At 69.7% G+C, this 25,010-nt stretch carries 19 protein-coding genes and 6 pseudogenes; 4 read left to right on the top strand and 21 right to left on the bottom strand.

Translation table 11 applies throughout. The features are described from left to right. The first annotated feature begins 31 nt into the window (after positions 1 to 31). Together ACFQE0_RS20435 and ACFQE0_RS20430 are read left to right on the top strand one after the other, a co-directional pair. A complete protein-coding gene (locus tag ACFQE0_RS20435) occupies positions 32 to 433 on the top strand; it encodes a hypothetical protein (RefSeq protein WP_378972885.1) in 402 nt (133 codons plus the stop codon). Then, positions 424 to 1,281 (top strand): hypothetical protein, encoded by an 858-nt coding sequence (locus tag ACFQE0_RS20430; protein WP_378972883.1) that lies wholly within the window; start codon positions 424 to 426, stop codon positions 1,279 to 1,281. The genes ACFQE0_RS20435 and ACFQE0_RS20430 overlap by 10 nt, the downstream gene beginning before the upstream one ends. A gap of 18 nt (positions 1,282 to 1,299) precedes the next feature. Here ACFQE0_RS20430 and ACFQE0_RS20425 read toward each other — a convergent pair whose 3' ends face one another. From ACFQE0_RS20425 to ACFQE0_RS20395, 7 genes and pseudogenes are all read right to left on the bottom strand, one after another. Next, a complete protein-coding gene (locus tag ACFQE0_RS20425) occupies positions 1,300 to 2,586 on the bottom strand; it encodes a multidrug ABC transporter ATPase (protein ID WP_274925959.1) in 1,287 nt (428 codons plus the stop codon). Positions 2,587 to 2,732: 146 nt separating this feature from the next. Continuing rightward, positions 2,733 to 4,284, bottom strand: a pseudogene (locus tag ACFQE0_RS20420) (TolC family outer membrane protein). Between the two features lie 150 nt (positions 4,285 to 4,434). Then, positions 4,435 to 5,151, bottom strand: coding sequence for a hypothetical protein (locus ACFQE0_RS20415; RefSeq protein ID WP_378972881.1), 717 nt, complete (start codon positions 5,149 to 5,151; stop codon positions 4,435 to 4,437). A gap of 106 nt (positions 5,152 to 5,257) precedes the next feature. Then, positions 5,258 to 5,710 carry a hypothetical protein gene (locus tag ACFQE0_RS20410; RefSeq protein WP_378972878.1) on the bottom strand — a complete coding sequence of 151 codons (453 nt, stop codon included), beginning with the start codon at positions 5,708 to 5,710 and terminating at the stop codon, positions 5,258 to 5,260. 5 nt (positions 5,711 to 5,715) lie between these two features. Next, positions 5,716 to 8,963: pseudogene (locus ACFQE0_RS20405) on the bottom strand (efflux RND transporter permease subunit). A gap of 10 nt (positions 8,964 to 8,973) precedes the next feature. Continuing rightward, positions 8,974 to 10,325, bottom strand: a pseudogene (locus tag ACFQE0_RS20400) (efflux RND transporter periplasmic adaptor subunit). Between the two features lie 132 nt (positions 10,326 to 10,457). After that, positions 10,458 to 10,793: a hypothetical protein gene (locus ACFQE0_RS20395; protein ID WP_274852392.1), complete on the bottom strand. Its 336-nt coding sequence runs from the start codon at positions 10,791 to 10,793 to the stop codon at positions 10,458 to 10,460. Between the two features lie 342 nt (positions 10,794 to 11,135). Here ACFQE0_RS20395 and ACFQE0_RS20390 point away from each other — a divergent pair, with 342 nt between their 5' ends. Together ACFQE0_RS20390 and ACFQE0_RS20385 are read left to right on the top strand one after the other, a co-directional pair. Beyond that, on the top strand, positions 11,136 to 11,375 hold the full coding sequence (locus tag ACFQE0_RS20390; RefSeq protein WP_164891320.1) for a hypothetical protein: 240 nt from the start codon (positions 11,136 to 11,138) through the stop codon (positions 11,373 to 11,375). Between the two features lie 162 nt (positions 11,376 to 11,537). Continuing rightward, positions 11,538 to 11,771 (top strand): hypothetical protein, encoded by a 234-nt coding sequence (locus ACFQE0_RS20385; protein ID WP_116655835.1) that lies wholly within the window; start codon positions 11,538 to 11,540, stop codon positions 11,769 to 11,771. 48 nt (positions 11,772 to 11,819) lie between these two features. Here the strand turns inward: ACFQE0_RS20385 and ACFQE0_RS20380 are convergent. The 14 genes and pseudogenes from ACFQE0_RS20380 to ACFQE0_RS20315 form a co-directional block, all read right to left on the bottom strand. Continuing rightward, positions 11,820 to 12,507, bottom strand: a pseudogene (locus ACFQE0_RS20380) (ZIP family metal transporter). A 631-nt stretch (positions 12,508 to 13,138) separates the two neighbouring features. Continuing rightward, entirely contained in the window at positions 13,139 to 13,966 is an 828-nt protein-coding gene (locus ACFQE0_RS20375) for a permease (RefSeq protein WP_378972875.1), read from the bottom strand. Further along, complete coding sequence (locus ACFQE0_RS20370; protein ID WP_378972872.1) at positions 13,933 to 14,316, bottom strand: permease; 384 nt, start codon at positions 14,314 to 14,316, stop codon at positions 13,933 to 13,935. The genes ACFQE0_RS20375 and ACFQE0_RS20370 overlap by 34 nt, the downstream gene beginning before the upstream one ends. A 526-nt stretch (positions 14,317 to 14,842) precedes the next feature. After that, on the bottom strand, positions 14,843 to 15,106 hold the full coding sequence (locus ACFQE0_RS20365) for a hypothetical protein (protein ID WP_378972870.1): 264 nt from the start codon (positions 15,104 to 15,106) through the stop codon (positions 14,843 to 14,845). 47 nt (positions 15,107 to 15,153) lie between these two features. Further along, positions 15,154 to 15,591, bottom strand: a complete 438-nt coding sequence (locus ACFQE0_RS20360; protein WP_116655832.1) for a DUF411 domain-containing protein — start codon at positions 15,589 to 15,591, stop codon at positions 15,154 to 15,156. A gap of 24 nt (positions 15,592 to 15,615) precedes the next feature. After that, complete coding sequence (locus ACFQE0_RS20355; RefSeq protein WP_116655831.1) at positions 15,616 to 15,993, bottom strand: copper-binding protein; 378 nt, start codon at positions 15,991 to 15,993, stop codon at positions 15,616 to 15,618. A gap of 812 nt (positions 15,994 to 16,805) precedes the next feature. Further along, positions 16,806 to 16,946 (bottom strand): hypothetical protein, encoded by a 141-nt coding sequence (locus tag ACFQE0_RS20350; protein WP_164891318.1) that lies wholly within the window; start codon positions 16,944 to 16,946, stop codon positions 16,806 to 16,808. A 118-nt stretch (positions 16,947 to 17,064) separates the two neighbouring features. Beyond that, positions 17,065 to 18,060: an NAD(P)/FAD-dependent oxidoreductase gene (locus ACFQE0_RS20345; protein WP_127991697.1), complete on the bottom strand. Its 996-nt coding sequence runs from the start codon at positions 18,058 to 18,060 to the stop codon at positions 17,065 to 17,067. Between the two features lie 72 nt (positions 18,061 to 18,132). Next, positions 18,133 to 21,326: pseudogene (locus ACFQE0_RS20340) on the bottom strand (efflux RND transporter permease subunit). Beyond that, positions 21,323 to 22,831 (bottom strand): efflux RND transporter periplasmic adaptor subunit, encoded by a 1,509-nt coding sequence (locus tag ACFQE0_RS20335; protein ID WP_116655828.1) that lies wholly within the window; start codon positions 22,829 to 22,831, stop codon positions 21,323 to 21,325. Before ACFQE0_RS20335 ends, ACFQE0_RS20340 begins: the two are co-directional and overlap by 4 nt. After that, complete coding sequence (locus tag ACFQE0_RS20330; protein WP_378975600.1) at positions 22,831 to 23,094, bottom strand: FixH family protein; 264 nt, start codon at positions 23,092 to 23,094, stop codon at positions 22,831 to 22,833. The genes ACFQE0_RS20335 and ACFQE0_RS20330 overlap by 1 nt, the downstream gene beginning before the upstream one ends. Next, positions 23,088 to 23,393 (bottom strand): hypothetical protein, encoded by a 306-nt coding sequence (locus ACFQE0_RS20325; RefSeq protein ID WP_378975761.1) that lies wholly within the window; start codon positions 23,391 to 23,393, stop codon positions 23,088 to 23,090. The genes ACFQE0_RS20330 and ACFQE0_RS20325 overlap by 7 nt, the downstream gene beginning before the upstream one ends. A gap of 205 nt (positions 23,394 to 23,598) precedes the next feature. Continuing rightward, positions 23,599 to 23,754: pseudogene (locus tag ACFQE0_RS20320) on the bottom strand (FixH family protein); the annotation flags it as partial. 104 nt (positions 23,755 to 23,858) lie between these two features. Next, positions 23,859 to 24,164 (bottom strand): hypothetical protein, encoded by a 306-nt coding sequence (locus ACFQE0_RS20315; RefSeq protein ID WP_127991695.1) that lies wholly within the window; start codon positions 24,162 to 24,164, stop codon positions 23,859 to 23,861. Positions 24,165 to 25,010 lie beyond the last annotated feature (846 nt).

The raw sequence follows: 25,010 nt of genomic DNA, 5'->3' as shown, positions 1-25,010 counted from the left end.
GCGGCCCGGGCGTGTGACGAGGAGGGACGGAATGGGACGCTTCCTGATGCTCGTCGCCCTCGTGGTCGCGGCGGCGACGCCGGCCCTGACCTTGCGGCTGACCGGCCTGCAGGTCGGGCCCATCGGCGAGACGGCGGCCTTCGGGGCCGCCATCCTCGCGGCCGGCTTCCTGCTGTCCTGGGGGGCGGAAGCCGCCGAGCGGCACGTCTCGCAGGGGCTGATCATCGCGGTCGTCGCCCTCGTGACCGTGCTGCCCGAATATGCGGTCGACCTCTACTACGCCTACCAGGCCGGCAAGGTGGGGCCGGGGTCGGAGTACGTGCACTACGCCGCCGCCAACATGACGGGGGCCAACCGGCTGCTCGTCGGCTTGGCCTGGCCGCTCCTGGTCGCCATCCATTGGGCTCGGGGGGCGGCCGCGCGGTGGAATTGACCCGAGCCAACGCGGTCGAGGTCGCCTTTTTGCTCCTGGCAAGCCTGTACGCCTTCGTCATCGTGCTCAAGGACGGCATCGGGCTGCTCGATTTCATGGTCCTGGCGGCGTTCTTCGGCGCCTACGTCTGGCGCACCCGCGGCGCGCCCGAGGCCGAGGGTGAGGACGAGGAGCCCGGCCCTGCCGCCGCTCTGAACGCGTTGCCCGTGGCAGGACGGTGGGCCGCGACGGCGGCCCTGACGTTGGCCGCCTGCGGGGTCATCCTGATCTCGGCCGAGCCGTTCGCCGAGGCGTTGGTCGGCGCCGGCCGGGTCCTCGGCCTCGACGAGTTCCTGCTCATCCAGTGGCTCGCGCCGCTGGCGAGCGAAGCCCCGGCCATGACCGTCGCGGTCCTGTTCGTTCTGGCGGGCCGGGCCGCCAACGGGCTCGGCGCCCTGGTCAGCGACAAGATCAGCCAGTGGACGCTGCTGGTCGGCATGCTGCCGCTCGCGATGAGCGTCGGCGCGGGCTCGCTGGCGAACCTGCCGCTCGACGCCCGCCAGGCGGAGGAGTTCTTCCTGACCGCCGCGCAATCGCTGTTCGCGTTGGGCCTGCTGCTGCGGCTACGCCTCGGCCTCGTCTCGGCATTCGCCCTGGCGAGCCTCTTCTGCCTGCAGCTGGGGCTGGCCTTCGCCTACCGGGACGACGCGGCGCGCACGGTGGCGACCCTGTCCGTGCTCGCCTGGGTCTATCTCGGGCTCGCCGCGATCCTGTTCCTCGTGAACCGCCGCCACCTCGTCGACCTCCTGCGCCTCGCCTTCCTGCCGCCCGCCGCGGGCGCGCCGGGCCGGCCGGAGCGACCGGGTTGAGCGCTTGGCCGCTCGGGCCTACCGGGGCGCAGGGCCGGGCGGAGCGGGGCGGATCGCCGTCGTGACCTCCTCGAACCGGGCGTTCGCGTCGGACCAGCTCTGGACGAAATCGAACACCTCGCGCATGGCCGGCGCGATCTCCCTGTAGGCCGCCAGCGCGGCGACGAGCGCGCCGAGCGAGAGGCGCTCCTGCACGACCAGGTAGCCGCCGATCGCGAAGAAGAAGAACGGCGTCAGGTTGGAGGTGTAGTTGTACAGGCCTTTGAGACGGCCCTTGAGGTCGTTGATCTCGACGCGCACGCGCTCAAGGTCCTCGGCCAGGCGCATCTGCCGCGACCGGGCCGGCGTCCGTGCGGGCCGGTCGCGAGGCGGCGCGGCCTCCCGACCGGACGGCGCCGCGGTCAGGAGGCCTCCCAGGGCCCGCGTCGCGTGGACCCGTTCGCGCACCTTCGCGTTCAGGCGCCGCTGCAGGGGCGGCAGCAGCGTGAGCTGGACCGGCAGCATCATCAGCGCCGCCAGCGCGAGGGCGGCGTTCTGGAGGAGCAGGAAGGCGATGCTGGTCGCGAGCGTGCCGCCCTGCACGAGCGGCACGACGACGAGGCTCCCGCCGAAATAGCCGATCGGCTCGACTTCCTGCATGGCCGCGGCCGCCAGCGCCGCCCGTCGGTCGGGCGAGGGTTCGTCGCGCGCGCGACGGAGGATGGCGAGGCGCAGGCGGCGCACGAGACGCTCGTTGACGCGCCCGCGCGAGCGGTTGACCGCATACTTGGCGAGCCCGCCGAGCGTGAGCACGGCCAGGTAGCTCCCGCACAGGGCGAACAGCAGCTCCACCTGGCTCAGGGTGAAGCCGAGGACGACCATCTCCGGATGCCCGTCCCCATCGGCGTCGGTGATGGCGCGATTGATGATGTGCTTGGGGATTTCGAGGAGGAGCCACGCCGCGGGCAGCGTCAGCAGCGAGAGCAGCACGAGACGCAGCTGGAAGCGCAGCGTCGCACGGACGACGAAACGCTCCAGGCACCAGCCATAGCTGCCGTCGCGGGCGCCCCCCGGCCTCGGCGGCACCGATCCGGCCCGGGGCTCGCGCGACGGAACGGCGACCGGATGGAGCCGTCGACGTCTTCCCGGTCCCAGCCATCGCAGGCCGAGCCGGATCGCCAGCCATCCCATCCAGGCCGGTGCGACCACGAAGGCGAGCAGGGCCAGGAGGTCGACCCACCAGTGGCTGTCGGGGTAGTCGACCCAGGCCATCCGGTGGGCCAGGGCATGGATCAGGGAGGGCGTGACCAAGAAGGGCTCCGACATGGTGTCCGGCCCTCTCTCGTGAGGGCTTCGGGGCTTCCCGCGCCGTTCCGCAGCGGCGGGCTTGGGAGTTGGGGTGGCGCAGGGTGGCCGGGCCGCGGGCGATCCCGGGGGAAGGCGGCCCCGGGCGGCGGCACGCGGTCCGGGCGTCAGCGGCCGTCGGGGGTGCGCAGGCCCGCCCAGAGATCCTCGACCTGGTCGAAGTGGGCCTTGGCGCCGTAGGGGGGCACGGGCAGCTCGGCGAGGCGCGCGGTGAGGCGGCCGAGCGCTTGGACCACGCCGTAGGAGAACACGACGCGGTCGCGCTGCGCCACGACCAAGCCCACCCGGGCGTTGAGCAATTCCTGCTGCGCGTTCAGGACGTCGAGGGTGGTGCGCTGGCCGGCGCGCGCCTCCTCCCGCACGCCGGCCAGCGCCACCTCGTTGGCCTGGACCTGGGCCTGCGAGGCGGCGACCTGCGCCTTCGAGGCCTCAAGCTGCGCCCAGGCGGCCACGATGCCGGCGCGGACGGCGTCGCGCACCTGCTCCGCCTCGATGCGCGCCTGTCCGGCCTGCTCCTTGGCCTGCCGGACCTGCGCGTAGACCTGCCCGCCCTCGTAGACGGGAACCGTCACCTGCCCGACGAGCCCGGCCGCGAGGACATCGTCCCCCGGCTCCTCCTCGTCGCGGCGCCTCTGGACGACGCCCGAGGCGCCGGCCCGCGGGTAGAGCCGCCCCTCGACGACCTTCGCCTGCGCCTCGGCGGCATCGACCGCGTGGAGCGCGGAGAGGATCCGTGGATGTTCGGCCAGCCCCAAGCCGAGCGCGAGGTCGAGACGTGGCGGGACCAGGCGGTCGAGCGGGCGCCCGGGGGCGAGCCGGCGCGGGTCCACGCCGATGACCTGGCGGAAGACGCCGGTGCGGGCGCGGAGCTGCGCCTCCGCCGCGCTCGCTGCGAGCGGGCTCCGGCCAGGCGGGCGTCGGCCTGCGCGGCATCCGTCCGGGTCAACTCGCCGAGCCGGAAGCGCAGGCTCGTCTGGCGGCGCTGCTCTTCCAGGACCGCGATGTTGTTGCGGTTGAGCCCACGGTCGCGGTGTCGCGCAGGACGTCCATGTAGGCCTGCGCGGCGTTGAACAGGGTCGTGTTCTCGGCGGAGCGCAAGGACTCGCGCTGGCCGAGCACATTCGATTCCGCGCGACGGGTGTCGTTGTCCGTCTGGAACCCGTTGAACAGGGTCTGTCCGACGGTCAGCCCCGCACCGCGCGGGAACGAGGTTCGCGCCAGGCGCTCGCCGCCGGCGGCCCCCTGCACGTTCCGTACCCCGGCGTCCGCGTCCGCGGTGACGGTCGGGCGATAGCCGGCCCGCGCCAGCGCGACCTCCTCGTCCGTCGCCCGCAAGGCCGCCCGCGTCGCGTTCAGCTCCGGGTTCGCGCGGTAGGCGCGCGCCAGCGAGCCCTCCAGCGTCTCGGCCCGCGGACTGCCGACCGCGCTCGCCGCGAGGGCCGCGAGCGCCGCCGCGAGGGTGCGCCGACCGAGCCGACATGGACCGAGCCCCGCTCGGGGCGGGCAGTCCGTTTTCGGGGTGTCCGACGGCAGTGGGCTCCCTCGCACCGACGGGCCCGGGACGTCCGACGGGCGTGATCGGGCTGGCCGGAGACCTTCGGCTCCGGGGTCGACGGTCGGCCGTGCGAGGTTGGTCAAGGGGGGACTGGGAACGCGCATCGCTCCACCCGATTTCGTAGGCGGTTCCGACCTGCGGCTTCGTCACGGCGACGGGCCGCGCGCTCACGCGAGGCGAGCGCACTCACATCCGGGTCACGGGACGGGGCTTCTCGACCCGGGGCGCCGCCGCGGCTCGCGGCGGCCGAGCGGTCAGGCGCGTGGCGGATCGTGGGGCGGGGCGGCCTTTTGGGACCGGAAGCCGACGCCGGAAATCGGGAATTCCAGGGCCCGCGCGACGCGTGCGGGCACCGCGAAGCCGCCGTCGGGCCGAATGGCCGCGTGGCAGGAGCAGCAACCGTTGCACCGGGCCGATCCATGGCGCCCTCGGTCCGAGCGGTCGTCCGCGGCCGACACGGTCGCATCCGGGTCGAACAGGGACAACGTGCCGAGCCTATTCTCGTGGTCCGGTCCGACCCGGGGCGATGTCGGGGCCGGGGCCACGAGGGCGACGATCAGGGTGAAGGCGAGCAGGCACGCCAATGCACGGCGCCAGGCGCCGTCGGGGCCCCGGCCCCGAGGCCGCCGAAGCCCGATCAGGGGCGCGGCCATGGACCGAGGCGTTCCGGCCGCCGTGGGGCTTGCCAGGGCAGCCGGTGCCGACCGCCCGCCCGGTGCAGGCTTCCGGCGGGCGATGCATGCTCCGCCATCGAGCACGCCAGCCCTCACCATCCGACCCTGCTCGTGGCTCCTCTCGACAGGAGGCTTCGTCGCGGCCTCGTCACTTCGCCCCGCCGTGCCGCATTGGAACGTCGCGGGGCCGACGCCGGCCATGCCCGTCGTCCGGGCACCACCGAACGTGCGTCCGTCTTCGAGCGATCCGCTCCCGCGCATGCCGTCCCGGCCGGGATGTGTACCGTGGAGCCTCATCAGGGGGCGTCGACACCGATCAGGTCGGCGACGTGCGCGCCGGCCGGGTGTCCGGTCGCGTCGCGATGGGCCGCCGAGCAGGCCGGGTAGCCGGGGCCGAATGCGGTCATGACGAGTTCGCGCCGCCCATCCGTGACTTCACGGCTGGCCAGGAGCGCGCGGCCCCCCGGCCAGAGCCGGAATCGGCCAGGGGCCCCGGTCCGGGCTCGCCATAGCGGCGTACGCCCTCGTCGTGGATGGCGCGCCGCGTCCTCGCCAGGACCTCGCCCGACATCGGCAGGCCGACCCAAACCACCTGTTGCAGCCCTTCGTCCCGGCAGACCACGAGGACCACCTCCGCGGTGCCCGCCCCGAGGGCCGGCGGCCAGCCATGCGGATAGTGGAGCGCGGTCAGGTTGGCCTCGCGGTCGACCTTGAGCGGATGTGGCACCGCGTCGACCGGTCCCCAGGACAATTCGAACGGTGCGTCGCCGCCGTCGCCCCCCACCGCGGGCGATGCGGAAATGGTGGCGAAGGCGGCCAGGGAGGCCATGGCGGCCGTGATCGCGAAGACGCGCATCGGGGCTACTCCGCCGCCTTGAGGTGCCGCGGCACCGTCTCCGTCGGCCGCTTGGTGGCCTTCGGCGTCGCGGCCTTGCCGAAGCGGGCGTAGAGCGCCGGCAGCACGATCAGCGTCAGCAGGGTCGCGCTGATCAAGCCGCCGATGACCACGGTTGCGAGCGGCCGCTGGATCTCGGCCCCCGTCTCGGTGGCGATGGCCATCGGCACGAAGCCGAGCGATGCGACGAGCGCCGTCATCGCCACCGGACGCAGGCGGGTCATGGCACCCTCCAGGATGGCCTCGCGCTTCGGTCGCCCCTCCGCGATCAACTGCTTGATGAAGGTCAGCATCACCAGGCCGTTGAGGACCGCCACGCCCGAGAGCGCGATGAACCCGACGGCGGCCGGCACCGAGACCGGCATGCCGCGCAGCCACAGGGCGAGGATGCCGCCCGTGAGCGCCAGCGGCACGGCGCTGAACACCAGCAGCGCGTCGCGCGGGCTGCCCAGCGCCGAGTACAGGAGCAGGAAGATCAGGAAGAAGCAGACCGGCACCACCACCATCAGGCGCCGCTTGGCCGAGGCGAGGTTCTCGAACTGCCCCCCCAGGTCACGTAGTAACCCGGCGGAAGCTGCACCTGGTCGCCCACCTTCGCCTGCGCCTCCGCCACGAGCGAGCCGATGTCGCGCGCCCGCACATTGGCGGTGACCACCACACGGCGCTTGCCGTTCTCGCGCGAGATCTGGTTCGGTCCCTCGGCGACCGAGAACGATGCCACCTGCTTCAGCAGCACGGAGCTCGCACGCCCGTTCGGTCCCGGGGGCAGCGGCACCGGGATGTTCTCCAGGGCCTCCCGGTCCTCCCGGACCTTGTCGGTCAGGCGCACGACGATGGGGAAGCGGCGGTCGCCCTCGAACACGACGCCGGCCTCGCGCCCCCCGATGGCGGCCCCGATGACCTCCTGGATGGCGCCTGTGCTCAAGCCGTAGCGGGCCGCCTCGCCCTTGTTGATCTTGATCTCCAGGAACGGCAGGCCGGCCGTCTGCTCGACCTTCACGTCCTCCGCCCCGGCGATGCCCTTCAGCGCCGCCGCGACCTGGTTGGCCGCCTTGAGCATCGGCTCGAACTCCTCGCCGAACACCTTCACGGCGAGGTCGCCCCGGGTGCCGGCCAGGAGCTCGTTGAAGCGCAACTGGATCGGTTGGGAGAACTCGTAGACGTTGCCGGCGAGCGCCCCCACCGCCCTCTCGATCCGCTCCTGCAGGTCGGCTTTCGACAGGCTCGGGTCGGGCCACTCCTCCTGCGGCTTCAGGATCACGAAGGTGTCCGACGAGTTCGGCGGCATCGGGTCGGAAGCGACCTCGGCGGTGCCGGTCTTCGAGAACACGTAGGCCACCTCCGGAAACTTCGAGACCGTCCTTTCGACGTTGATCTGCATCGCCTGCGACTGGGTCAGGGAAGTCGATGGGATCCGGGTGGCGTTCAGCGCGATGCTCTTCTCGTCGAGCTGCGGGATGAACTCGGTCCCGAGCCGCGTGAACAGCACGCCGGCCCCGACGAGGAGCAGCACGGCCCCGCCGACGAACGGGACGGGCATCCGCACCGCCGCGGCGAGCACCGGTCGATAGGCGGCCTTGAACGCGCGGATGATGAGGTTGTCCGTCTCCGTCACCTTGCCGGTGATCACGATGGCGATCAGGGCCGGCACGAAGGTCAGCGACAGCACGAAGGCCGAGACCAGCGCGATGATCACGGTCAGCGCCATCGGCTCGAACATCTTGCCCTCGACCCCCGTGAAGGTCAGGAGCGGCACGTAGACCAGGATGATGATCGCCTGCCCGTAGAGGGACGGCTTGATCATCTCCTCGGCCGAGGCCCGGACCGTCTCCAGGCGCTCCTCGGTGTCGAGCGGCCGCCCGAGGGCGTGCTGCCGCTCGGCGAGGTGGCGCAGGGCGTTCTCGGTGATGATCACCGCCCCGTCGACGATCAGCCCGAAATCCAGCGCCCCGAGGCTCATCAGGTTGGCCGAGATCCTCGCCTCGACCATGCCGGTCATGGTCATCAGCATGGCGACCGGGATGACCAGGGCCGTGATGATGGCGGCCCGGATGTTGCCGAGCAGCAGGAACAGGACGACGATCACGAGGGACGCGCCCTCGGCGAGGTTCTTGGCGACCGTCCGGATCGTCGCCTCGACGAGGCGGGTGCGGTCGAGGACCGTCTGGACCTCGACGCCCGGCGGCAGGGACTTGCGGATCTGCGCCATGCGGGCGTCGACGGCGGCCGCCACCGTGCGGCTGTTCTCGCCGATCAGCATCAGGGCGGTGCCGACGACGACCTCCTGCCCATCCTCGCTGCCGGAGCCCGTCCGGAGGTCGCGCCCGATGCGGACGTCGGCGACATCCTTGATCCGGACGGGCACGCCGCCGCGCGTGGCCACGACGACGTCGGCGATCTCGTCCATGCTCTCCAGGCGGCCGGCCGCACGCACGACGTAGCCCTCGCCGTTGTCCTCCAGGTAGCGCGCCCCCTGGTTGGCGTTATTCGTCTCCAGGGCCCGTGCGACGTCCGCGAAGGAGAGGTCGCGCGCGGCGAGCTTCGTCGGGTCGGGCTGGACGTGGTACTGCTTCTCGAACCCGCCGATGCCGTCGACGCCCGCGACCCCCGGGACCGTCTTGATCAGGGGGCGGATGATCCAGTCCTGGACCGTGCGCAGGTAGGCGGTCTGCTCCAGCTCGGTCCGCAGGCGCTGACCCTCCGGGGTCAGGTAGCTGCCGTCCGGCTGCCAGCCCGGCTTTCCCGGGGCGGCGGTCTTGCGCTCGGCGGGCTTGGCGTAGTGGATCGACCACATGTAGATCTCGCCGAGCCCCGTGGAGATCGGGCCCATATGCGGCTCGGCCCCGGGCGGCAGGTCCTGCTTGACCTGGGCGAGGCGCTCGGCGACCTGCTGGCGGGCGAAGTAGATGTCGAGCTTCTCCGCGAAGACGGCAGTGACCTGCGAGAAGCCGTTGCGCGAGAGCGAGCGGGTGTATTCCAGCCCCTTGATGCCGGCGAGCGCGGTCTCCACCGGGTAGGTCACCTGTTTCTCGATGTCGACCGGCGAGAGCGAGGGGGCCGTCGTGTTGATCTGCACCTGGTTGTTGGTGATGTCCGGGACCGCGTCGATGGGCAGCCTCGTCAGCGCGTAGCCGCCGAAGCCCGCCGCCAGCAGCGTGAGGAGCAGCACCAGCCAGCGCTGGCGGACGGAGAAGTCGAGAACACGGCTGATCATGACCCGCTCCTCAATGGTCGTGGTCGGCTTCGCTCTTCCCGAGCTCGGCCTTGAGGAGGAAGGTGTTGGCGACGGCGATATCCTCGCCTGCCCTCAGGCCCGAGGCGACCTCGTAGGCCTCGTCGTCGGAGCGCCCGAGCTCGACCTCGCGCTTCTCGAAGCCCTCCTCGGTTCGCACGAAGACCACGCGCTTGCCCTCGATGGTCTGCAGCGCCGCCTTGGCCACGCGCACGGGAACCTGGTCGGTCGCGATCTCGACCTCGGCGGTGACGTAGGTGCCGGGCCGCCACGCCATGTCCTTGTTCGGGAGGGCGACGACGACCCGGGCGGCGCGGGTGTCGGCGTTCAGCAGCGGGCTCACGAAGATCACCTTGCCCCGCTCGTGCCGTTCGCCGCCTTCCTGGCTCGGCGTGACGGTGACGTCGGCGCCCTCCTTGACCTTGGCGAGGTCCGACGTCGGCACCGAGAGCTCGATCCAGACCGTCGAGAGATCGGCCACGGTGTAGAGGTCGGCCGGGTCGCCCTGGCTGCCGACCGTGGTGCCGACGTCGACCTTGCGCTCGACGATGCGGCCCGAGAGCGACGAACGCAGCTCGTAACGGCGCAGGGTCGAGGTATTCGGCGTGGCTTCGTCCCGCTTCTGCGCGGCCGCCACCTCGGCGGCGTTCAGACCCAGGGCGGACAGCTTCTGGCGGGCGAGGTCGACCCGCAGCTGGTTCTCCAGGAACGCGGCGCGCGCATTCTGGAAGGCGGCCTCGGACGCCGCCTGCGACGCGAGCAGCTTCTGCTGGCGGTCGTAGTTGATCTTCTGGGCTCGGCCTGGACCAGGGCGGTGAGATAGTCGCTCTTGGCATCGGCCACCTCGCGGCTGTCGAGCACGGCGACGACCTCATCCTTTTGCACGGAATCGCCCAGGCGCTTGCGCATCTCGGCCACGGTCCCGACCACGCGGGCGGGGACGCGGGCGATCCGGTCGGTGTCCGGGGTGATGGTTCCCGGAACGAGGAGGTGGCGGGCCAGGGTCCCGCCGTGGGCCTTGGCGACCTGGATCCCCTGCGTCTCGATCTGCTCCGCCGACATCTTGACGTGGCCTTCCTCGCCCTCGGCCTCGGAGTGCGCATGCTCGCCGTGGGCGTGCCCCTCCGCGGCCTTCGCGGGCTCGGCGTGGTCGTGGCCGTCCCCCGCGGCATGGTCGGCCTTGGCCGCGGGCGACGTGGCCTCGGGTCCGGCGGTGAACGCGAACAGGGTCGGCGGCACCCCCGCCGCCGACAGGGTGTTGCGGACGAAGCCCGAGACGGCGGGCACGGTCGCGCCGACGGCGATGCCGGCGGCCAGGGCGACCGCGAGAAGGAGGATGCGCATTTGGGCCTCGACCGGAACGCCGGGTGGGCACGCATGCCCCCGCGGTCGGTCCGCTGGTTTCATGAAGGGACGGATCCGGGGCCCGCAGGGGCGGCCGGATGCAATCCGCGCGCATTCGCGCGCGGCGTCACCTCAGGCGCGGGGCGGTCGTGCCAGCCGGTCGGGCGCGATTGCGGCCGTAGCCTCCACGGTCCGTGCGTAGGACGGCTGCCGAGGGTCCGGCGTCGGCGCGACGGGGGCGCCATGCAGGGCGGCCACTTGGTGGCAGCCACAATGGACGTGGCAGGCGAGGCCGGGATCGGCGGCCTCGGACGAGGCGAAGATCTCGACCGACGTCAGTTCCGTGGCCCGATGCCGGCTGCCGGCATGGAAGGCCAGATCCTCGACGAGCCCTGCGGACGGGGCGGCGAACGCGAGAGCCAGCACGAGCATGACCGTGCGGACGGCGAACGCCCACCCGTCACGCACCGCTCGCCGGCGCCTATGCCATCCACCGAAGCCCATCGCCGCCCTTATCCGCGATTCCGGCCCATCAACACAAGCCGTGCCGCCTGCGACTTGAACTCACGATGAACGCCACGGCCTGCCAAGTCCATCGACGGCTCCCGTCGGTCCGCACGCGTGGTCGTACGTTGCTCTTCAGCAAGTGGCGCATCCACGACGGGACCCCCCTCGATGCGCCAAGCACAATTCAATGGTTCGGTCTCGAATATTCGCCCTGTGCGCGAACGGAAACCGAGCAGAAATAGTCCCGGAACGGTTTTGCAAAGACGTGCATTTCAAGATCGATTCGAACCGAAGGAGATGCTGATGAAGCTCACGATTGCCGCCCTGGCCGCCTCGGCTGCCCTCATGCTCACCCCAATCGGCGCATTCGCCCAGCACGTGGATGTCGGTCCTGGCGGTGTCGCGATCCACGGGGACCGTCACCATGACGAGGTCGAGCACACCCATTCGACCGTCGAGGAGCATCATCGCGACCGCCCGGTCGTTCACGACCACCACGACGACGTTCATGAACGCACCGTGGTGGAAGAGCACCGCCACTGATTTGGATGCCGGAAGGGCCGCGGGGCCGGGTGGAAAGCCCGCACCGCGGCCCTTCGCTTTTCGGGACGCGCGAAGGTTGCCGGTTGCTGAACGTCGGTCTCAGGGTGCGTTCAATCCGGTCGTCCCAGGATGCCCGCCTATGATCGAGCTTCGGAGCGACCCATGAAAACGATCTTCACCGGCCTGGCAGTGGCCCTGGCCTTCGCGCCTATGGCGGCGTCGGCGCAATACTACGAGGGCGGTTATGGCCAAAGGCGGCCGCACGACCACGTCGATGTCTACCGGCATGGTGACCACGAAGACGTCGTCGTCCGGCACCATCACCCCCGACGCTACGAGGAACGGCCGTTCTTCGAGGAGCGGGGCCATCACCATCACCACCACCACGATGACTGAGCCGGGTTTCGCCGGGGCGGACGACGCCGGTCCTCGGGGAACGCCTGTTCAAGAAACCGCCTCGTCGAGGAGCAGCAGCAGTGGGAACCGGCGAAGAACATCGCCGTGACCCAGGGCCGGTCCTCGGTCTCGCGCGCCTCGACGAGCAGCTCCTCCGTCACGAGGTAGAGCAGCGCGATCAGGCCGAACGCGAGGAAGCCGCCCTGGACGAAGTGCGGCAGCGAGCCGACCGGGCCGCCGAGGAGCGCCCCCAGCGGCAGCGGCATGACGAGGGCCGCCGTCAGGCCGACGACCCTGCGCTTCGAGGCGCCTCCCTCGCCGAGCTCGTTCGCGACGGTGAGACCGAGGAACAGCACCTCGACGGTCAACGCGACGGGGTGAGCAGGATGCCTGCCTTGGCGCCCGCCGCGAAGGCGATGCCGAGGACGAGGCCGTCCACGAGGATGTCGATGCCCGTGACGGACATCAGCCCGAACGGGCCCGTCGGCCGCTTTTCGAGGCCGCGCACGGCCAGCATCGCCGCGACGCCGAGGCCGCCGCCGACGAGGGTCGCCCAGGCCGACCCGGCGTGCTTGAGGTCGGGCAGGATCTCGCCCGCGGCCGCGGCGAAGACGACACCGGCGGCGAAGTGCCGGATGGCGCTGACCAGGACGGGTCCCGGCCGCAGGTTCACGGCTACGGCGGCGCCGACGATGGCCGCCGCCGCGGGGATCAGGGTGTAGGCCCAGGCTTGCATCCCGACCTCAGACCACGTGATCGGGCACGAGCGAGCAGGCGTTGTTCGCGCTCGTCTCGACTTGCAGGGTGGTGTGGCCGATCCCGAAACGCCCATCCATCGCGTGCGCGGTTCGGCTCGCGACGGTCGAGGGGGCCGCCCGAGGCAATCGGATGGACCTACTTCCTCTAGCGGCTAGAGAAGCAAGGCCTCATTCCCGGGCCCGGTCGGTGCAGGTCGCCCAGGCACTCCCATGATGTCCTGCAGCCCGGACTTGGCCGCCGATGCACCGAAAACCCGGCCATGCCGCCTCCGCCCGCCCCGCCCGCCGTTGCAGGAACGCGACAGCCAGATCGGCAGCGCCGTCGAGGATCCGTCGTCGGCCGAACTCCTGTACCGACACCCGGTCAGCGAGCAGGGGCGCCCCGCCGACGCGGCGGCTCGGTCGTCAGCTGCATGGATATCGAACGGCACGTCGCGGGCGCGCTCGGGAGGGTGAGGGACCCGGGCGCGACAAGCCGAGGCAGTGCCTCCGTGCAACGGCCGGAGATGCCCGGCCCCGCTCGAAGGGTGTTGCCGTCGCCGCGAATCCGTCCCCGGGAGCGGCACCTCCGGTGGAGACGACGCGTACCTGCGAAGTGGGCCGGGCTGCTCACTGGTGGCCGAGCGAAGCATCGCCGGCCGCATTGTCGTGGTCAGGGAGCGCTTCGTGCGCGTGCCGATGGCAGCCGTGGTCCATCGGGTGCTTGCGGTCGAGCCAGAACAAGTAAGCCGCGAGCGCCCCGAAGGCCACGTTCAGCCAGAACGTGTAGTTCAGGCTGAACGTGCTCATCTGCGCCCGGGCGTCCACGTCGCGCGCCGGGACCCAGCCGAGCGCCGTGAAAGCCAAGTCGACCACGAGGGCCGCGACCGCCATGGTGACGAAGAACACGCCTCCGATGTATGCCGCCATTCGCCAACCGAAGTAGCGCCGGTAGATGTCGAGCAGCGGGATGACGATCAGATCGGCGTAGAGGAACGCCAGCACGCCGGAGAAGCTCGCGCCGCCGGCCCACAGCACCGCGGCGAGCGGCACGTTTCCGATGGAGCAGACGAACGTCAGGACGGCGATGATGGGCCCGAGCACCACGTTGACCGGCACCTGCACCCATCCGGGTGCGTCCGTCAGAAAAATTGTCTTCCAGACGCCGTCCGGCACCAAGGCTGCGAGGAATCCGCCGATCAGGAACCCGAGCGCGAGGTCCTTCCAGAGCATCCGCCATTCCATGGCGAAGTTCTGGGCCACGCGTACGCGGGTCTCGGGCTTCCTCAGCCGCTCGCGCCAAGTCGCGCCCTCGACGGTCATGCTCATATGCTCGTGGCCGCTGCTCTCCTCCTTATGCCGGCGTGCCTCCTCGGCCAGCTTCTTCGGGTAGGTGAGCTTTACCAGAACGCTCATGATGGCGATCAGGACGACGCCGCCGACCCACTCGCCGAGCATGAATTGCCACCCGAGCAGCACGTAGAGGATAAGGCCGAGCCCAGTACGAGATTGGTCGAGGCGAACAGGAATGCGAGTGAGGTAACCAGGGCCGCGCCTTTCTTGAACAAGGTCCGCATGATCGCGGCCGAGGCGTAGGAGCACGAGGAGGACGCAGCCCCCGCGAGCGTCGCGAAGGCGATCTCACGCACGCTGCCGCCCCCGAATGCCCGACGCATCTGGTCCGCAGAGACCACCGACTGCAGCACGGCCGAGATCGTGAACCCGAGCACGAGGCTCCAGCCGGTCTGCCAGAACATGCCGACGGCCATCAGGAGACCGTGACCGAGTTCGTGCAGGATCATGTCCATCGCGTCTCCCGTCATGGTCTGGGACGGCCGGCGCCGACCCGTGACCTTCGCCGCACGCATTTGCGGACGGCTCGCCGGGCGACGGATGCGGCACCGCGCCTGGACGAACCGGTCAATCTCGGGACGCCGATCGTGGATCGAGATATGCGACGTCGCGTGATTGCCCCGCGGTCGTGGGCGACGCGTCGAAGTGTCCGATCATGCGACGCGTGCCGAGTTTCGACCCGAGGGTTCCCGCGTTGCCCATCCGGCTCCGGAGCTTCGAGCGGACGCACAACGGCGCGGGTTGTGCATCGTCGACCTTCGTGGATGACGCGCGACTACCGGTGACCCATCCCAGGACGGCGCCGGCAATCGCGCCTGTACCGTCAAGGTGAGATTGTCCGCGTCAAAAGCGAGGCAGGATTTCTGGTCCATTGCCATAAGGCAGGCTCGACCATGGTCCGTCGAGATGGGCACTCTGCGCCGGCCCACGGTTCCAGTATCCTCGGACGGCAGCCCGAGAGGGTGCCGCCCGTTGACGGGATCAGCCGCGCTTGTCCGGGTTCTCCTGGCTGGACCCGCCCTGGTTCTGCCGATCCATCATGGTCTGCATCATCTTGTTGCAGTTCCCCATCATCTTCGACATCTCCTGCATCATCGGCATCATGCCGTCACCCTGCATCATGCCGCCCATGGTCCCCTTGTCCGCGGGTGCGGGGTTCGCGGCGGGTTCGGCCGAGGCAGCGGCGATGCCGGCAAACAGGGCAAGGCCGAGAGCGGCGGGTGCGAGCCGTGAGATCTTGGACATGAGGTTCTCCTGTCGTCCGTGCGTTTCGAGGCAGTCCTGCCTTCGCGCTACTCGCGCGCGAAGACCTTCGGGGCACCGTCGCCGATCTCGTAGACCGTGAACGGCGCCGTCTTCTCCCCGTCCATGCCCGGCGAGCCCGCGGGCATGCCGGGCAGCGATATGCCCCTGATGGCGGGCCGCTCGGCCAGCAGCCGCCTGACCGCGGCGACCGGCACGTGCCCCTCGACCACGTAGCCGTCGATGAGCAGCGTATGGCAGCCCTGGAGCGGCTCGGGCACGCCGTGCTCGCGCTTGAGTGCCGCAAGCGCGGGAGTCTCCTTGACGGTGACCGCAATCCCGCTGCGCTGGAGCACGTCAGCGTAGGCGTCGCAGCACTGGCACTGCGGGTTCTTGTAGAGAATGGCGGTCTGGGCGCCTTGCGCCGCGGCCAGGGACGGAGCGGTCACCGAGAGAAGCACGCCGAGGAGCGTACGGCGGTGGATCATGGCGGGTCCTCCAGCCTCGTTGGCCTACGGGGCCGGGGTGATCGACTGAACGGTGTAGGAGCCCTTGCTCCCACTCAGGGTAAACTTGACCTTCTCGCCCGGCTTGACCTTCGAGAGATCGACCGAGGAGATCGCCGGGAACTCCATGTGCATGGCGGGCCAGTTGATCGCCGGGATCGGCTCGTGGTCGAAGGTCACCTTGTGCTGGCTCGCGTTCACGGCCGCGACGGTGCCGGTGGCGCTGGCCGTCTGCTGCTTTCCGCTCTCCGCGCCAGCCTTGCCGCTCATGCCTGGCATGTCGTCCATCGGCGCGGCCTGCGCCTGCACGCCTCCCGCAAGCAGCAGCGCGGCGACGCTCGCGGCGAGCGCACCCTTACGGTTCGACCGATCGAGATCAGACATCGGTGTTCCTTCTTTCTGGTCCGGCTGGCCGGGACGGCTCAGGCGCCGCCTTCGAGAGCCTGGACGCCCCTTGGAAGCGGAGGGCACGCGCGTCGCGGCCCCTTCACATCAAACTTCGGGACCGCCGTGGGAAAGGTTACAATGCGCCGCCGGCTGCAAGGGCTCGCAAGCCCCAGCCGCGGCCCCGACGTCGCCTTACGGCTTCCCGGCCCGGCCCGACCGGGGGGTGTGCTCGGAGCGGGCGTCCGTCCTGTTGATCGAGCCGGTCACCAGGACGCCATCGACAGTCTCCGATGTCCGGGACTGGTTCCCACCCGGACGGTTATGGCCTGGGAGAAAACGGGCCGGGACGTTGTCCATCCAACCTGCAGAGGCGTAACCCGCTCCCGTCGAAGCAATGATGGCTCCGAGGAGCAGGGCAGAAATACTGCGTTTCATGGCAAGGTCTTTCTTGAATGTGCTTGGCGCTTGGTGCGTCGAGTATAAATTCGGGACGGCCCGGCGAACGGTTACAGTGAGAATGTCTTTGCGCGACAGCGGCAGGACGGCCAAGCGGATCGGATGGGGCTGACGCTGGTGGCCGACGCGGAGGGCCTCTCGACGGGAGCATGCATGGGCGGCGGGGCGTGCGCGGGAACCGGCGTTCGCCCCGCGTCGAACGCCCTCGACCGCTCATCTGCGGGGTGTTGCCGGTCCGTCAGAACTTGGCGGTCCGGGGCCGAGTAGCAGCCACAGCCCACCCAGGAAGCCGGCCACATAGGCGCCGACCCCGACCGCCCCCAACCTGAGGAGCGGTTCCAGGACCACGATGGTCATGCCGCGGCCATGAGCACCAACCCGAACCCGGCGCGAGGGCCGCGAGCCAAGGGCACGAGGCCGAGTATGGCACCGAGCCCGATCAGGACGACCGGCGCATGGGTGGCAAGGCCCGCCACCCGGAAAGCGTTCAGCATGCGAGAACAAGCTCTGGCGTAGAGAGCGAGCGCTAATCGAGGGACCGCGGGCGGAGTCGAGGACGCCGAGGGACTTCGCGCCCGACCGGCCGCATTGCAATGTCGTCCGTCCACGAGCTCAGCGTCGTCCTGCTTCGGGCGACGAACAGCAGCTGCACAGGTTCTGGGGTGAGAACGACAGCGTGTCGTCCGGAGCCTCCTTCGGCGACGGCACCCCGCGCAGCAGATTGTGGATTGCCGTCGCGGCGATGGCAGCCTGCCCCATCGCGACGCTGATCTGGTCGAGGCTGCGCACCACGTCGCCGGCCGCGAACAGGCCCTCGGTCGAGCTCCGCTGATGCTCGTCCGTCACCACGCAGCCCTTGTCGTCGAGTCGGGTGCCCAGGTCGTGCACGAGCATCGAGCGCGCATCACTGCCCAGGGCCGAGTACAGCGCATCGAACGAGCGGCACTCCCCATCCCGCATCGCCAGCGCGCGGACCTGGTCGCCCTCCACCACCACGCGCTCCACCGCCTCCTCCACGACCGCGATGCCGGCCTCCGCCGCCGCGCGGCGTTCATCCCGCGAGAGGGTCAGCGGACAACCGAGAGACAGCAACGTGATGTCGGCGGTGTAGGTTCGCAGGAACAGCGCCTCGTGCAGCCCGCTGCTGCCGTGCCCGATCACCGCGACCCGCTTGCCCAGGACCTCGTAGCCGTCGCAGATCCCGCAATGGCGCACCAGCCCGCGCTGGATCGCGTCCGGCACGTCGGGCAGGTCCGGCTCGCGGTCGACGACCCCTGTCGCCAGCAGGACCGTGTGCGCGGCGATCCGGTCCGGGCCGACACGCGCGACGAAGACGCCGTCCGCCCGGCGCTCCAGGTCGGTGACGCGGCCGTGGACGATGTGGGCACCGTACTTGCGCGCCTGCTCCGTCATCCGGCTCAAAAGCGCTTTGCCGTGAATGCCCTCAGGAAAGCCCGCGTGATTATGCGAGGTCGGGATCAGGGCGGCGCGGCTTGCCCCGGCATCGACCACCTGAAAGCGCCGGCGGAACCGGGCCAGATAGATCGCGGCCGTCAGGCCTGCCGGTCCGCCGCCGATGACGAGGCAATCCAGGACGTTTTCCGGCATGGTTCCGGCTTCCTCGCGTCGCGTCTGATGAAGATTTTTCCCGATGACCGGGGCGGCGACGCCGCCCCGCACTCACTCTGCGGGATTGACCAGGCGCGGCTGCACGCGGACCAGAGCCTTGCCGGGCTTCGGAGCGCCGGTGCGCGGCGGGCTTCGGTGCGGAAGCCCGCGCGCCTTGACCAGGCCGTAGATGGCCGGGATCACCACGAGCGTCAGCACGGTCGAGGAGACCATGCCACCGATCATCGGCACCGCGATGCGCTGCATCACCTCGGAGCCCGCGCCCGTGCTCCACAGGATCGGGACCAGGCCGGCCATGATGGCGACCACGGTCATCATCTTCGGCCGCACGCGCTCGACCGCCCCGACCATGATCGCCCGGTACAGGTCCGCCCGCGTCGCCTCCCGGCCCGCGGAGGCGACCTCGGCCCGCTGCTCGTCCCAGGCGTGATCGAGATAGATCAGCATGATCACCCCGGTCTCGGCGGCGACGCCGGCCAGCGCGATGAAGCCGACCGCCACCGCGACCGACATGTTGAAGCCCATCCACCACATCAGCCAGACCCCGCCGACCAGCGAGAACGGCAGCGAGAGCATGACGATGAACGTCTCGGTGAGCCGGCGGAAGTTCAGGTAGAGCAGCAGGAAGATGATCAGCAGGGTGACCGGCACCACGATCTTCAGCCGCGCCTCGGCCCGCTCCAGGTACTCGAACTGCCCGCTCCACTGGATGCTCATGCCCTGCGGCAGCTGGACCTCCTTGTCGACCGCCGCACGCGCCTCGGCCACGTAGCCACCGAGATCGCGGCCGGTCAGGTCGACGAAGATGTAGACCGCGAGCTGGCCGTTCTCGGTCCGGATTGAGGTCGGGCCGCGGGTGAGCTGCACTTTGGCCACCTCGCCGAGCGGCACGGTTCCACCGCCTGGCAGCGGCACTTGCACCTCCCGTGCGATGGATTGCGGATCCGAGCGGAAGGCGCGCGGGTAGCGGACGTTGACGGTGTAGCGCTCGCGGCCCTCGACCGTGTTGGTCACGCTCTGGCCGCCGAGCGCCGTGGCGATGACGTCCTGCACGTCCCCGACCATCAGGCCGTAGCGCCCGAGCGCCTCGCGGTTCGGCGTGATGTCGAGGAAGTAGCCGCCGATAACCCGCTCCGCGTAGGCGCTCGATGTGCCCGGAACCGCCCGGACCACCGCCTCGACCTGACGGGCAATCTTCTCCATCTCGGTGAGGTCCGTACCGTACACCTTGATGCCGACGGGTGTGCGGATGCCGGTCGAGAGCATGTCGATGCGAGCGCGGATCGGCTGCGTCCAGGCATTCGAGACGCCGGGAAACTGTAGGGCCTTGTCCATCTCGGCCTTGAGGCTCGCGAGCGTCATGCCGGGACGCCATTCATTCTGCGGCTTCAACCGAATGATCGTCTCGAACATCTCCATCGGCGCCGGGTCGGTCGCGGTACTTGCGCGTCCGGCCTTGCCGTAGACCGACGCGACCTCCGGGAAGGACTTGATGATCCGGTCCTGAGTGGCGAGGAGCTCGCCGGCCTGGGTCACCGAGATGCCCGGCAGGGTCGTGGGCATGTACATCAGCGTGCCCTCGTTGAGGTCGGGCATGAACTCCGATCCAAGCTGGCGTGTCGGCCAGATCGTCAAGCCGAGCACCACCACGGCCAACACGATGGTCAGGACCTTCGCCCGCAGCACGCCCTTGATCACCGGGCGATAGACCCAGATCAGGAGGCGGTTGAGCGGATTGCGATGCTCGGGGACGATGCGTCCGCGCACGAACAGCGCCATCAAGGCGGGCACCAGCGTCACCGACAGCAGTGCCGCGGCTGCCATGGAGAAGGTCTTGGTGAAGGCGAGCGGCCCGAACAGCCGGCCCTCCTGGTTCTCCAGCGTGAAGATCGGCAGGAACGAGACCGTGATCACGAGCAAGCTGAAGAACAGCGACGGGCCGACCTCCGCTGCGGCCTCCACCAGGATCTCGACCCTGGGCTTACCCGGCGGCGCCCGCTCCAGGTGCTTGTGCGCATTCTCGATCATCACGATGGCGGCGTCGATCATGGCGCCGACCGCGATGGCGATGCCGCCGAGCGACATGATGTTGGCGCCAATGCCGAGCAGCCGCATGGCGCCGAGCGCCATCAGGATCCCGACCGGCAGCATCAGGATGGCGACCAGCGCGCTGCGCAGGTGCAGCAGGAACACCACGCAGACGAGCGCCACGATGACGCTCTCCTCGACCAGGGTGTGCTTCAAGGTATCGATGGCCGCGTCGATGAGCTGCGAGCGGTCGTAGACCGGCACGATCTCGGTGCCCGAGGGCAGGCTTTTCGCGACATCCGCGAGCTTCGCCTTCACACCCTCGATGACGTTGAGGGCATTCGCGCCGAAGCGCTGGAGGACGATGCCGCCCGCGACCTCGCCCTCGCCGTTCATCTCGGTGATGCCGCGCCGCTCGTCAGGCCCGAGTTCGACCCGGGCGACGTCGCGGATCCGCAAGGGGTGCCGGCGTCGGTCTTCAGGACGATGTTCTCGATGTCGGCGACGCTCTTCAGGTAGCCGCGGCCACGCACCATGAACTCGAACTCGGAGAGCTCGACGGTGCGGCCGCCGACGTCGGCGTTGCTCGACCGGATCGCCTCCCGCAGCTTGTCGAGCGAGATGCCCTGCGCGCGCAGCCGGTTCGGGTCGACGATGACGTTGTACTGCTTGACGAAGCCGCCGACGCTCGCGATCTCGGACACACCCTCGGCGCGCGAGGCCCCGAAGCGCACGACCCAGTCCTGGAGCGAGCGCAATTCGGCGAGTGTCCGCTGCTTGGCCACGATGGCGTACTGGTAGACCCAGCCGACGCCGGTCGCGTCGGGTCCAAGCGTCGGCGTCACGCCGGACGGCAACTTGCTTCCCGCCGCGTTGAGGTATTCGAGCACGCGCGAGCGGGCCCAGTAGGGGTCGGTGCCGTCCTCGAAGATGACGTAGACGAACGAGACGCCGAAGAACGAGAAACCGCGCACCACCTTCGACTTCGGCACCGTCAGCATCGCGGTGGTCAGCGGATAGGTGACTTGGTCCTCCACCACCTGTGGTGCCTGACCCGGGTACTCGGTGTAGACGATGGTCTGCACGTCCGAGAGATCGGGGATGGCGTCGAGCGGCAGGGTACGGACCGCGTAGAGGCCGGCCGCCACCGCAAACACGGTGCCAATCAGGACCAGGACGAGGTTGCGGGCCGACCAGCCGATGAGGCGGGCGATCATCGCGGCTTCTCCTCGCCCTGCGCCTGCGGAGCCGGCGGCGTTGGGGTCGCCATGCTCTGCAGGGCCGCCTTCAGATTGCTCTCGGCATCGATCAGGAAGTTGGCCGCGGTCACGACCTGCTCGCCCGCCTTCACGCCATCGCGGATCTCGGTGTAGCCCTCGCCGCGGGCGCCAACCTTGACCTCACGCGGCTCGAAGCGGCCCTCGCCCTTGTCGATGAGCACGACCTGGCGCGCGCCCGTGTCGATGATCGCGTCGTTCGGGACTGCGACGACGGGCTTCGTCGCGCCGGTCCCGATCTCGACGTCGGCGTACATGTCGGCCAGCAGCACACCATCCGGGTTCGGTAGCTCGATCCGCACGCGCGTGGTGCGGGTCTGCGTGTTCACCTGCGGATAGATCAGCGCGACCTTGCCGGCGAAGGTGCGTCCCGGAAGCGAGCGCACGTGCACGGCGACGGGCTGGCCGACCTTGACGCTGCCGAGGTCGTATTCGGGCACATCGGCCAAGACCCACATCACCGAGATGTCGCCGATCCGGAACAGGGTCTCTCCGGCCGCGGCCTTCATGCCCTCGATGGCCGTGCGTTGCAGGATCACCCCATCGCGGGGGGACGACCAGGTGATGGCCATCGGCACCTTCCGGGTGCGTTCCATCTCGGCGATGACTTCGGCCGGGACGTTCAGGTTCTGCAGGCGTCGACGCGAGCCGTCGAAACCGGGGTTGGCGATGAGCTGGGCGGCGGCCGCGTTGATCTCGGGGGAATAGACGTCGACCAGGGGTTGGCCCTTGCGGACCTGATCTCCGGTGGTGACGTTCTCGACGTGATCCACGTAAGCGTCCGAGCGGGTGGCCACGATGGTGACGCGCCGCTCGTCCAAGGTGACGGTGCCGGGCACCCGAACGGGTCGGCTGATGACGCGGCGCTCGACCGGCTCCGAGCGGACGCCGGTGCGCTGAACCTTGCCGGGTGAGATCCTGACGGTGTTGCCGTCCTCGGCCTCGCCCGCGTAGACGGGGATGTAGTCCATCCCCATCGAGTCCTTCTTCGGCGTCGCCGAGGTGTCCGGTAGCCCCATCGGGTTGCGGTAGTAGAGAAGCTTCTTGGCCCCGGTCTGCGCCATGCCGGCGTCGCCGCCGGCCGGCTCCGCCGGCTTCGGCTCGAAGCCGACATCCTCGTTGAAACGCACAGGCCGGTAGTCCCGCCCATCGGGAGCCTTGGCCGGCGCCAGCGTGTAGGCGGCCTTTCCATCGGGATCGCGGTAGTACAGGATCGGGGCATCCGGCGCCGGGCCCGCCCCGTCCCTGACGAGCAGGCCCGCGACCGGAGCCGGCAGCCAGGCCGGCAAGGGCCAGTTGACCTCGCCCGCCTTCAGGCCGACCAGCATCGCGCCGACCAGCGCGGCCGGCGCGAGCGTGAAGCCGGTGACCCGGGCCGCAACGCGCACGGGGCCATCACCGCGTCCCTGGGTTTCGGAGATTTGGAACGGCGTCCTCTGGTCCATCACGGTACCACCTTGAGCGCGAGCTGGTTCTGCACCGTGCCGGTCTCGCCCTGCACCTTGGCGGCCAGCGAGAGTTGCCAATCGCCCGCCATCGTGAGGTTGGTCTTGAACCGGTAGAGGCCGGGCTCTGTCGCCGGCTGCGGCTCAAGTTCCGTGGTCATGGTCGGCATGCCCGCGGGAGCCATATCGAGGCGGTGCGCGAAGACGACCGCGTCGGCGACCGGCTTGCCCGCCGGGGCATGCTTAAGGCGGACTGTCAGCACCGCTTCGCCCTGCTTGGCTTGGTGCTCGACGAGCTCGAAGGCGTAGTCCTTGAGCCCGCCGGCGCGGCGGCATCGCTCCCACCGTGCGGCAACCAGCCGGCAAGCGCCGCCGGAACGTGGCCGGAGACCGAGCTCGGGATCGTCCAGGTCCCGCGCCCGAGGCCGTAGCCGACGGCGGCCGCAGCCACGAGCATGAGCACGAACACGACGAGGCCCACGACCCACTTGGCTCGGCCACCGCCGGAGGGCGCGGTCTCGAACTCCTCGAAGTCGTGGAAGGGCGTGTGCTGATGCATCATTGCACTGCCTGTAAGACGAGCCTGCGTTGAACCGGATCCGGAAGACCGGGGATTTTGGCGGCGAGGGTGAGCGCCCAGGCACCCTCCATCGAGAGGTCGGTCTCGAAACGGTAGTAGCCGGGCAGCGTATCGGCCTGGAGCCCAGGGGAGCCGTCATCTGGCCCATCCCGTCAGGCGACATGTCGATCCGACTGATGAACAGCGTCGCGTCCGGAACCACCTTACCGGTGTGCTCGTCGACGAGCCGGACCAGGATGGTCGTGCCGTAACCCTGCTTCACCTCACGCTCGACGAGCTCGAAGGCATAATGGTCCGAAGCGGCGCGGCTTAAGGACGACGCGACGGCGACGCCAGCGCCCATGAGAAGCAGCACCAGCGCGAGAGTGCGCCATAATGGGAGGCGCCGCCACGTGGGGGCGGCCGCAGCAGGTGCTGCGGCCAGCGGTGGCGTGCGAGGTGGGGGGCTCAAAACTCAGGGCCACCGGCAGTGCCGCCGAGGTTTTGCTGAGCTGGCGGGCGCGCCGGGAACTGCGCGTTGCCGCGCGTGCTGCTGCGGAAGTCTCGTCCCTGCACGTCGCGCAAGCCGCGCGTGCGGTTCGGGCTGCCCGCGAGGCTCCCCGTCATCTCCGGATCACGCAGGGCGGGCTTGGGATATGAGGCGTGGAGGCGCGGACCGGTCCGCGTCTGCCAACTGGGCGCGGCCGATGCCGTGCCCACGAAGGCCAATGTTACGAGAGCAATGCCAACGAAAGGTTTCATGATCTTGTCCACCGTCCTCTGAGGGAGCGCCCTCGCTTCAGTGCCATTGCTCATGAGTTCGGAGTTCAAAATCTTTTCGTTACATCCGGATGTGCGGGATGCCCGGCGCCTTCCCGACATCGCCGGGATCGAACATCGGCACGCCGATGCGTGGCCTGCTCGGACTGTCCTCCGAACTCGACCGAGAGGTGCGTCCCCTCACGCCTCGCCAAGCCGTCGTAGGGCCGGACGATCAACGCCGGCCGCGGCGGCATCGGAATGGCCGGCCGGGCAACGAGTCTGTGAGGGCTCGTCGCCTGCGCTTACTTGAGCAGGCCGAGGACACGAAAACCCGGCCGCGGAAATTCGCACCGCTACCGGCGCCCTGTGCCGTGATGTTTTAGAACTTGGCGCCGGCGGGCCTCGGCTGACGGTGCGCAGGTCGACGCGGGGCGTTGTTGATCGAACCGGTCGTCAGGACACCCGGGGGCGGAGCGAGCGTCGATGGTGCAGCCGCTGTCCGATGACTCCTCCACGACGGGGGCAGCGACTCCCAATACGCAGCCGAGGCCTGACTTGGCAGGCCCGAGACTAGGAAAGCTCCGACGCCCAAAACGGCGAATGATCTTTTCATGGCGAGATCCCTTTTATGTTCTTGAAGCTTGAGGCTTCTTCTTGCAATTTCGGGATGGCCGTTCAAAACGTTACAAGGCTGGGCGAATGGTTGGTAAGTCGGGCATGCCCTCCATCGCTTCAGCCGGGGACGCTCTACGCCGTTTCACTGTCTCTCGCGGGCGATGCGCGCTCTTTCGCTTGACGTATGAAGATGCTTCGAAAATCAAATCTCGCGCGGTGCGTTCTGTCGGCGTCGACGCGTCA

Source organism: Methylobacterium komagatae, from assembly GCF_042661665.1.
Lineage (GTDB): Bacteria > Pseudomonadota > Alphaproteobacteria > Rhizobiales > Beijerinckiaceae > Methylobacterium > Methylobacterium komagatae.
Note: the sequence above shows the minus strand (reverse complement) of the source record. Positions and strands in the feature narration are given on the sequence as shown.

Bases quoted from the DNA above. Each gene is read 5' to 3' on its own strand.
- ACFQE0_RS20435 (WP_378972885.1), top strand. From the start codon at position 32: ATGGGACGCTTCCTGATGCTCGTCGCCCTCGTGGTCGCGGCGGCGACG.
- ACFQE0_RS20425 (WP_274925959.1), bottom strand. From the start codon at position 2,586: ATGTCGGAGCCCTTCTTGGTCACGCCCTCCCTGATCCATGCCCTGGCC.
- ACFQE0_RS20415 (WP_378972881.1), bottom strand. From the start codon at position 5,151: ATGAGGCTCCACGGTACACATCCCGGCCGGGACGGCATGCGCGGGAGC.
- ACFQE0_RS20410 (WP_378972878.1), bottom strand. From the start codon at position 5,710: ATGCGCGTCTTCGCGATCACGGCCGCCATGGCCTCCCTGGCCGCCTTC.
- ACFQE0_RS20390 (WP_164891320.1), top strand. From the start codon at position 11,136: ATGAAGCTCACGATTGCCGCCCTGGCCGCCTCGGCTGCCCTCATGCTC.
- ACFQE0_RS20385 (WP_116655835.1), top strand. From the start codon at position 11,538: ATGAAAACGATCTTCACCGGCCTGGCAGTGGCCCTGGCCTTCGCGCCT.
- ACFQE0_RS20375 (WP_378972875.1), bottom strand. From the start codon at position 13,966: ATGCTCGGCGAGTGGGTCGGCGGCGTCGTCCTGATCGCCATCATGAGC.
- ACFQE0_RS20370 (WP_378972872.1), bottom strand. From the start codon at position 14,316: ATGGACATGATCCTGCACGAACTCGGTCACGGTCTCCTGATGGCCGTC.
- ACFQE0_RS20365 (WP_378972870.1), bottom strand. From the start codon at position 15,106: ATGTCCAAGATCTCACGGCTCGCACCCGCCGCTCTCGGCCTTGCCCTG.
- ACFQE0_RS20360 (WP_116655832.1), bottom strand. From the start codon at position 15,591: ATGATCCACCGCCGTACGCTCCTCGGCGTGCTTCTCTCGGTGACCGCT.
- ACFQE0_RS20355 (WP_116655831.1), bottom strand. From the start codon at position 15,993: ATGTCTGATCTCGATCGGTCGAACCGTAAGGGTGCGCTCGCCGCGAGC.
- ACFQE0_RS20350 (WP_164891318.1), bottom strand. From the start codon at position 16,946: ATGCTGAACGCTTTCCGGGTGGCGGGCCTTGCCACCCATGCGCCGGTC.
- ACFQE0_RS20345 (WP_127991697.1), bottom strand. From the start codon at position 18,060: ATGCCGGAAAACGTCCTGGATTGCCTCGTCATCGGCGGCGGACCGGCA.
- ACFQE0_RS20335 (WP_116655828.1), bottom strand. From the start codon at position 22,831: ATGGACCAGAGGACGCCGTTCCAAATCTCCGAAACCCAGGGACGCGGT.
- ACFQE0_RS20325 (WP_378975761.1), bottom strand. From the start codon at position 23,393: ATGATGCATCAGCACACGCCCTTCCACGACTTCGAGGAGTTCGAGACC.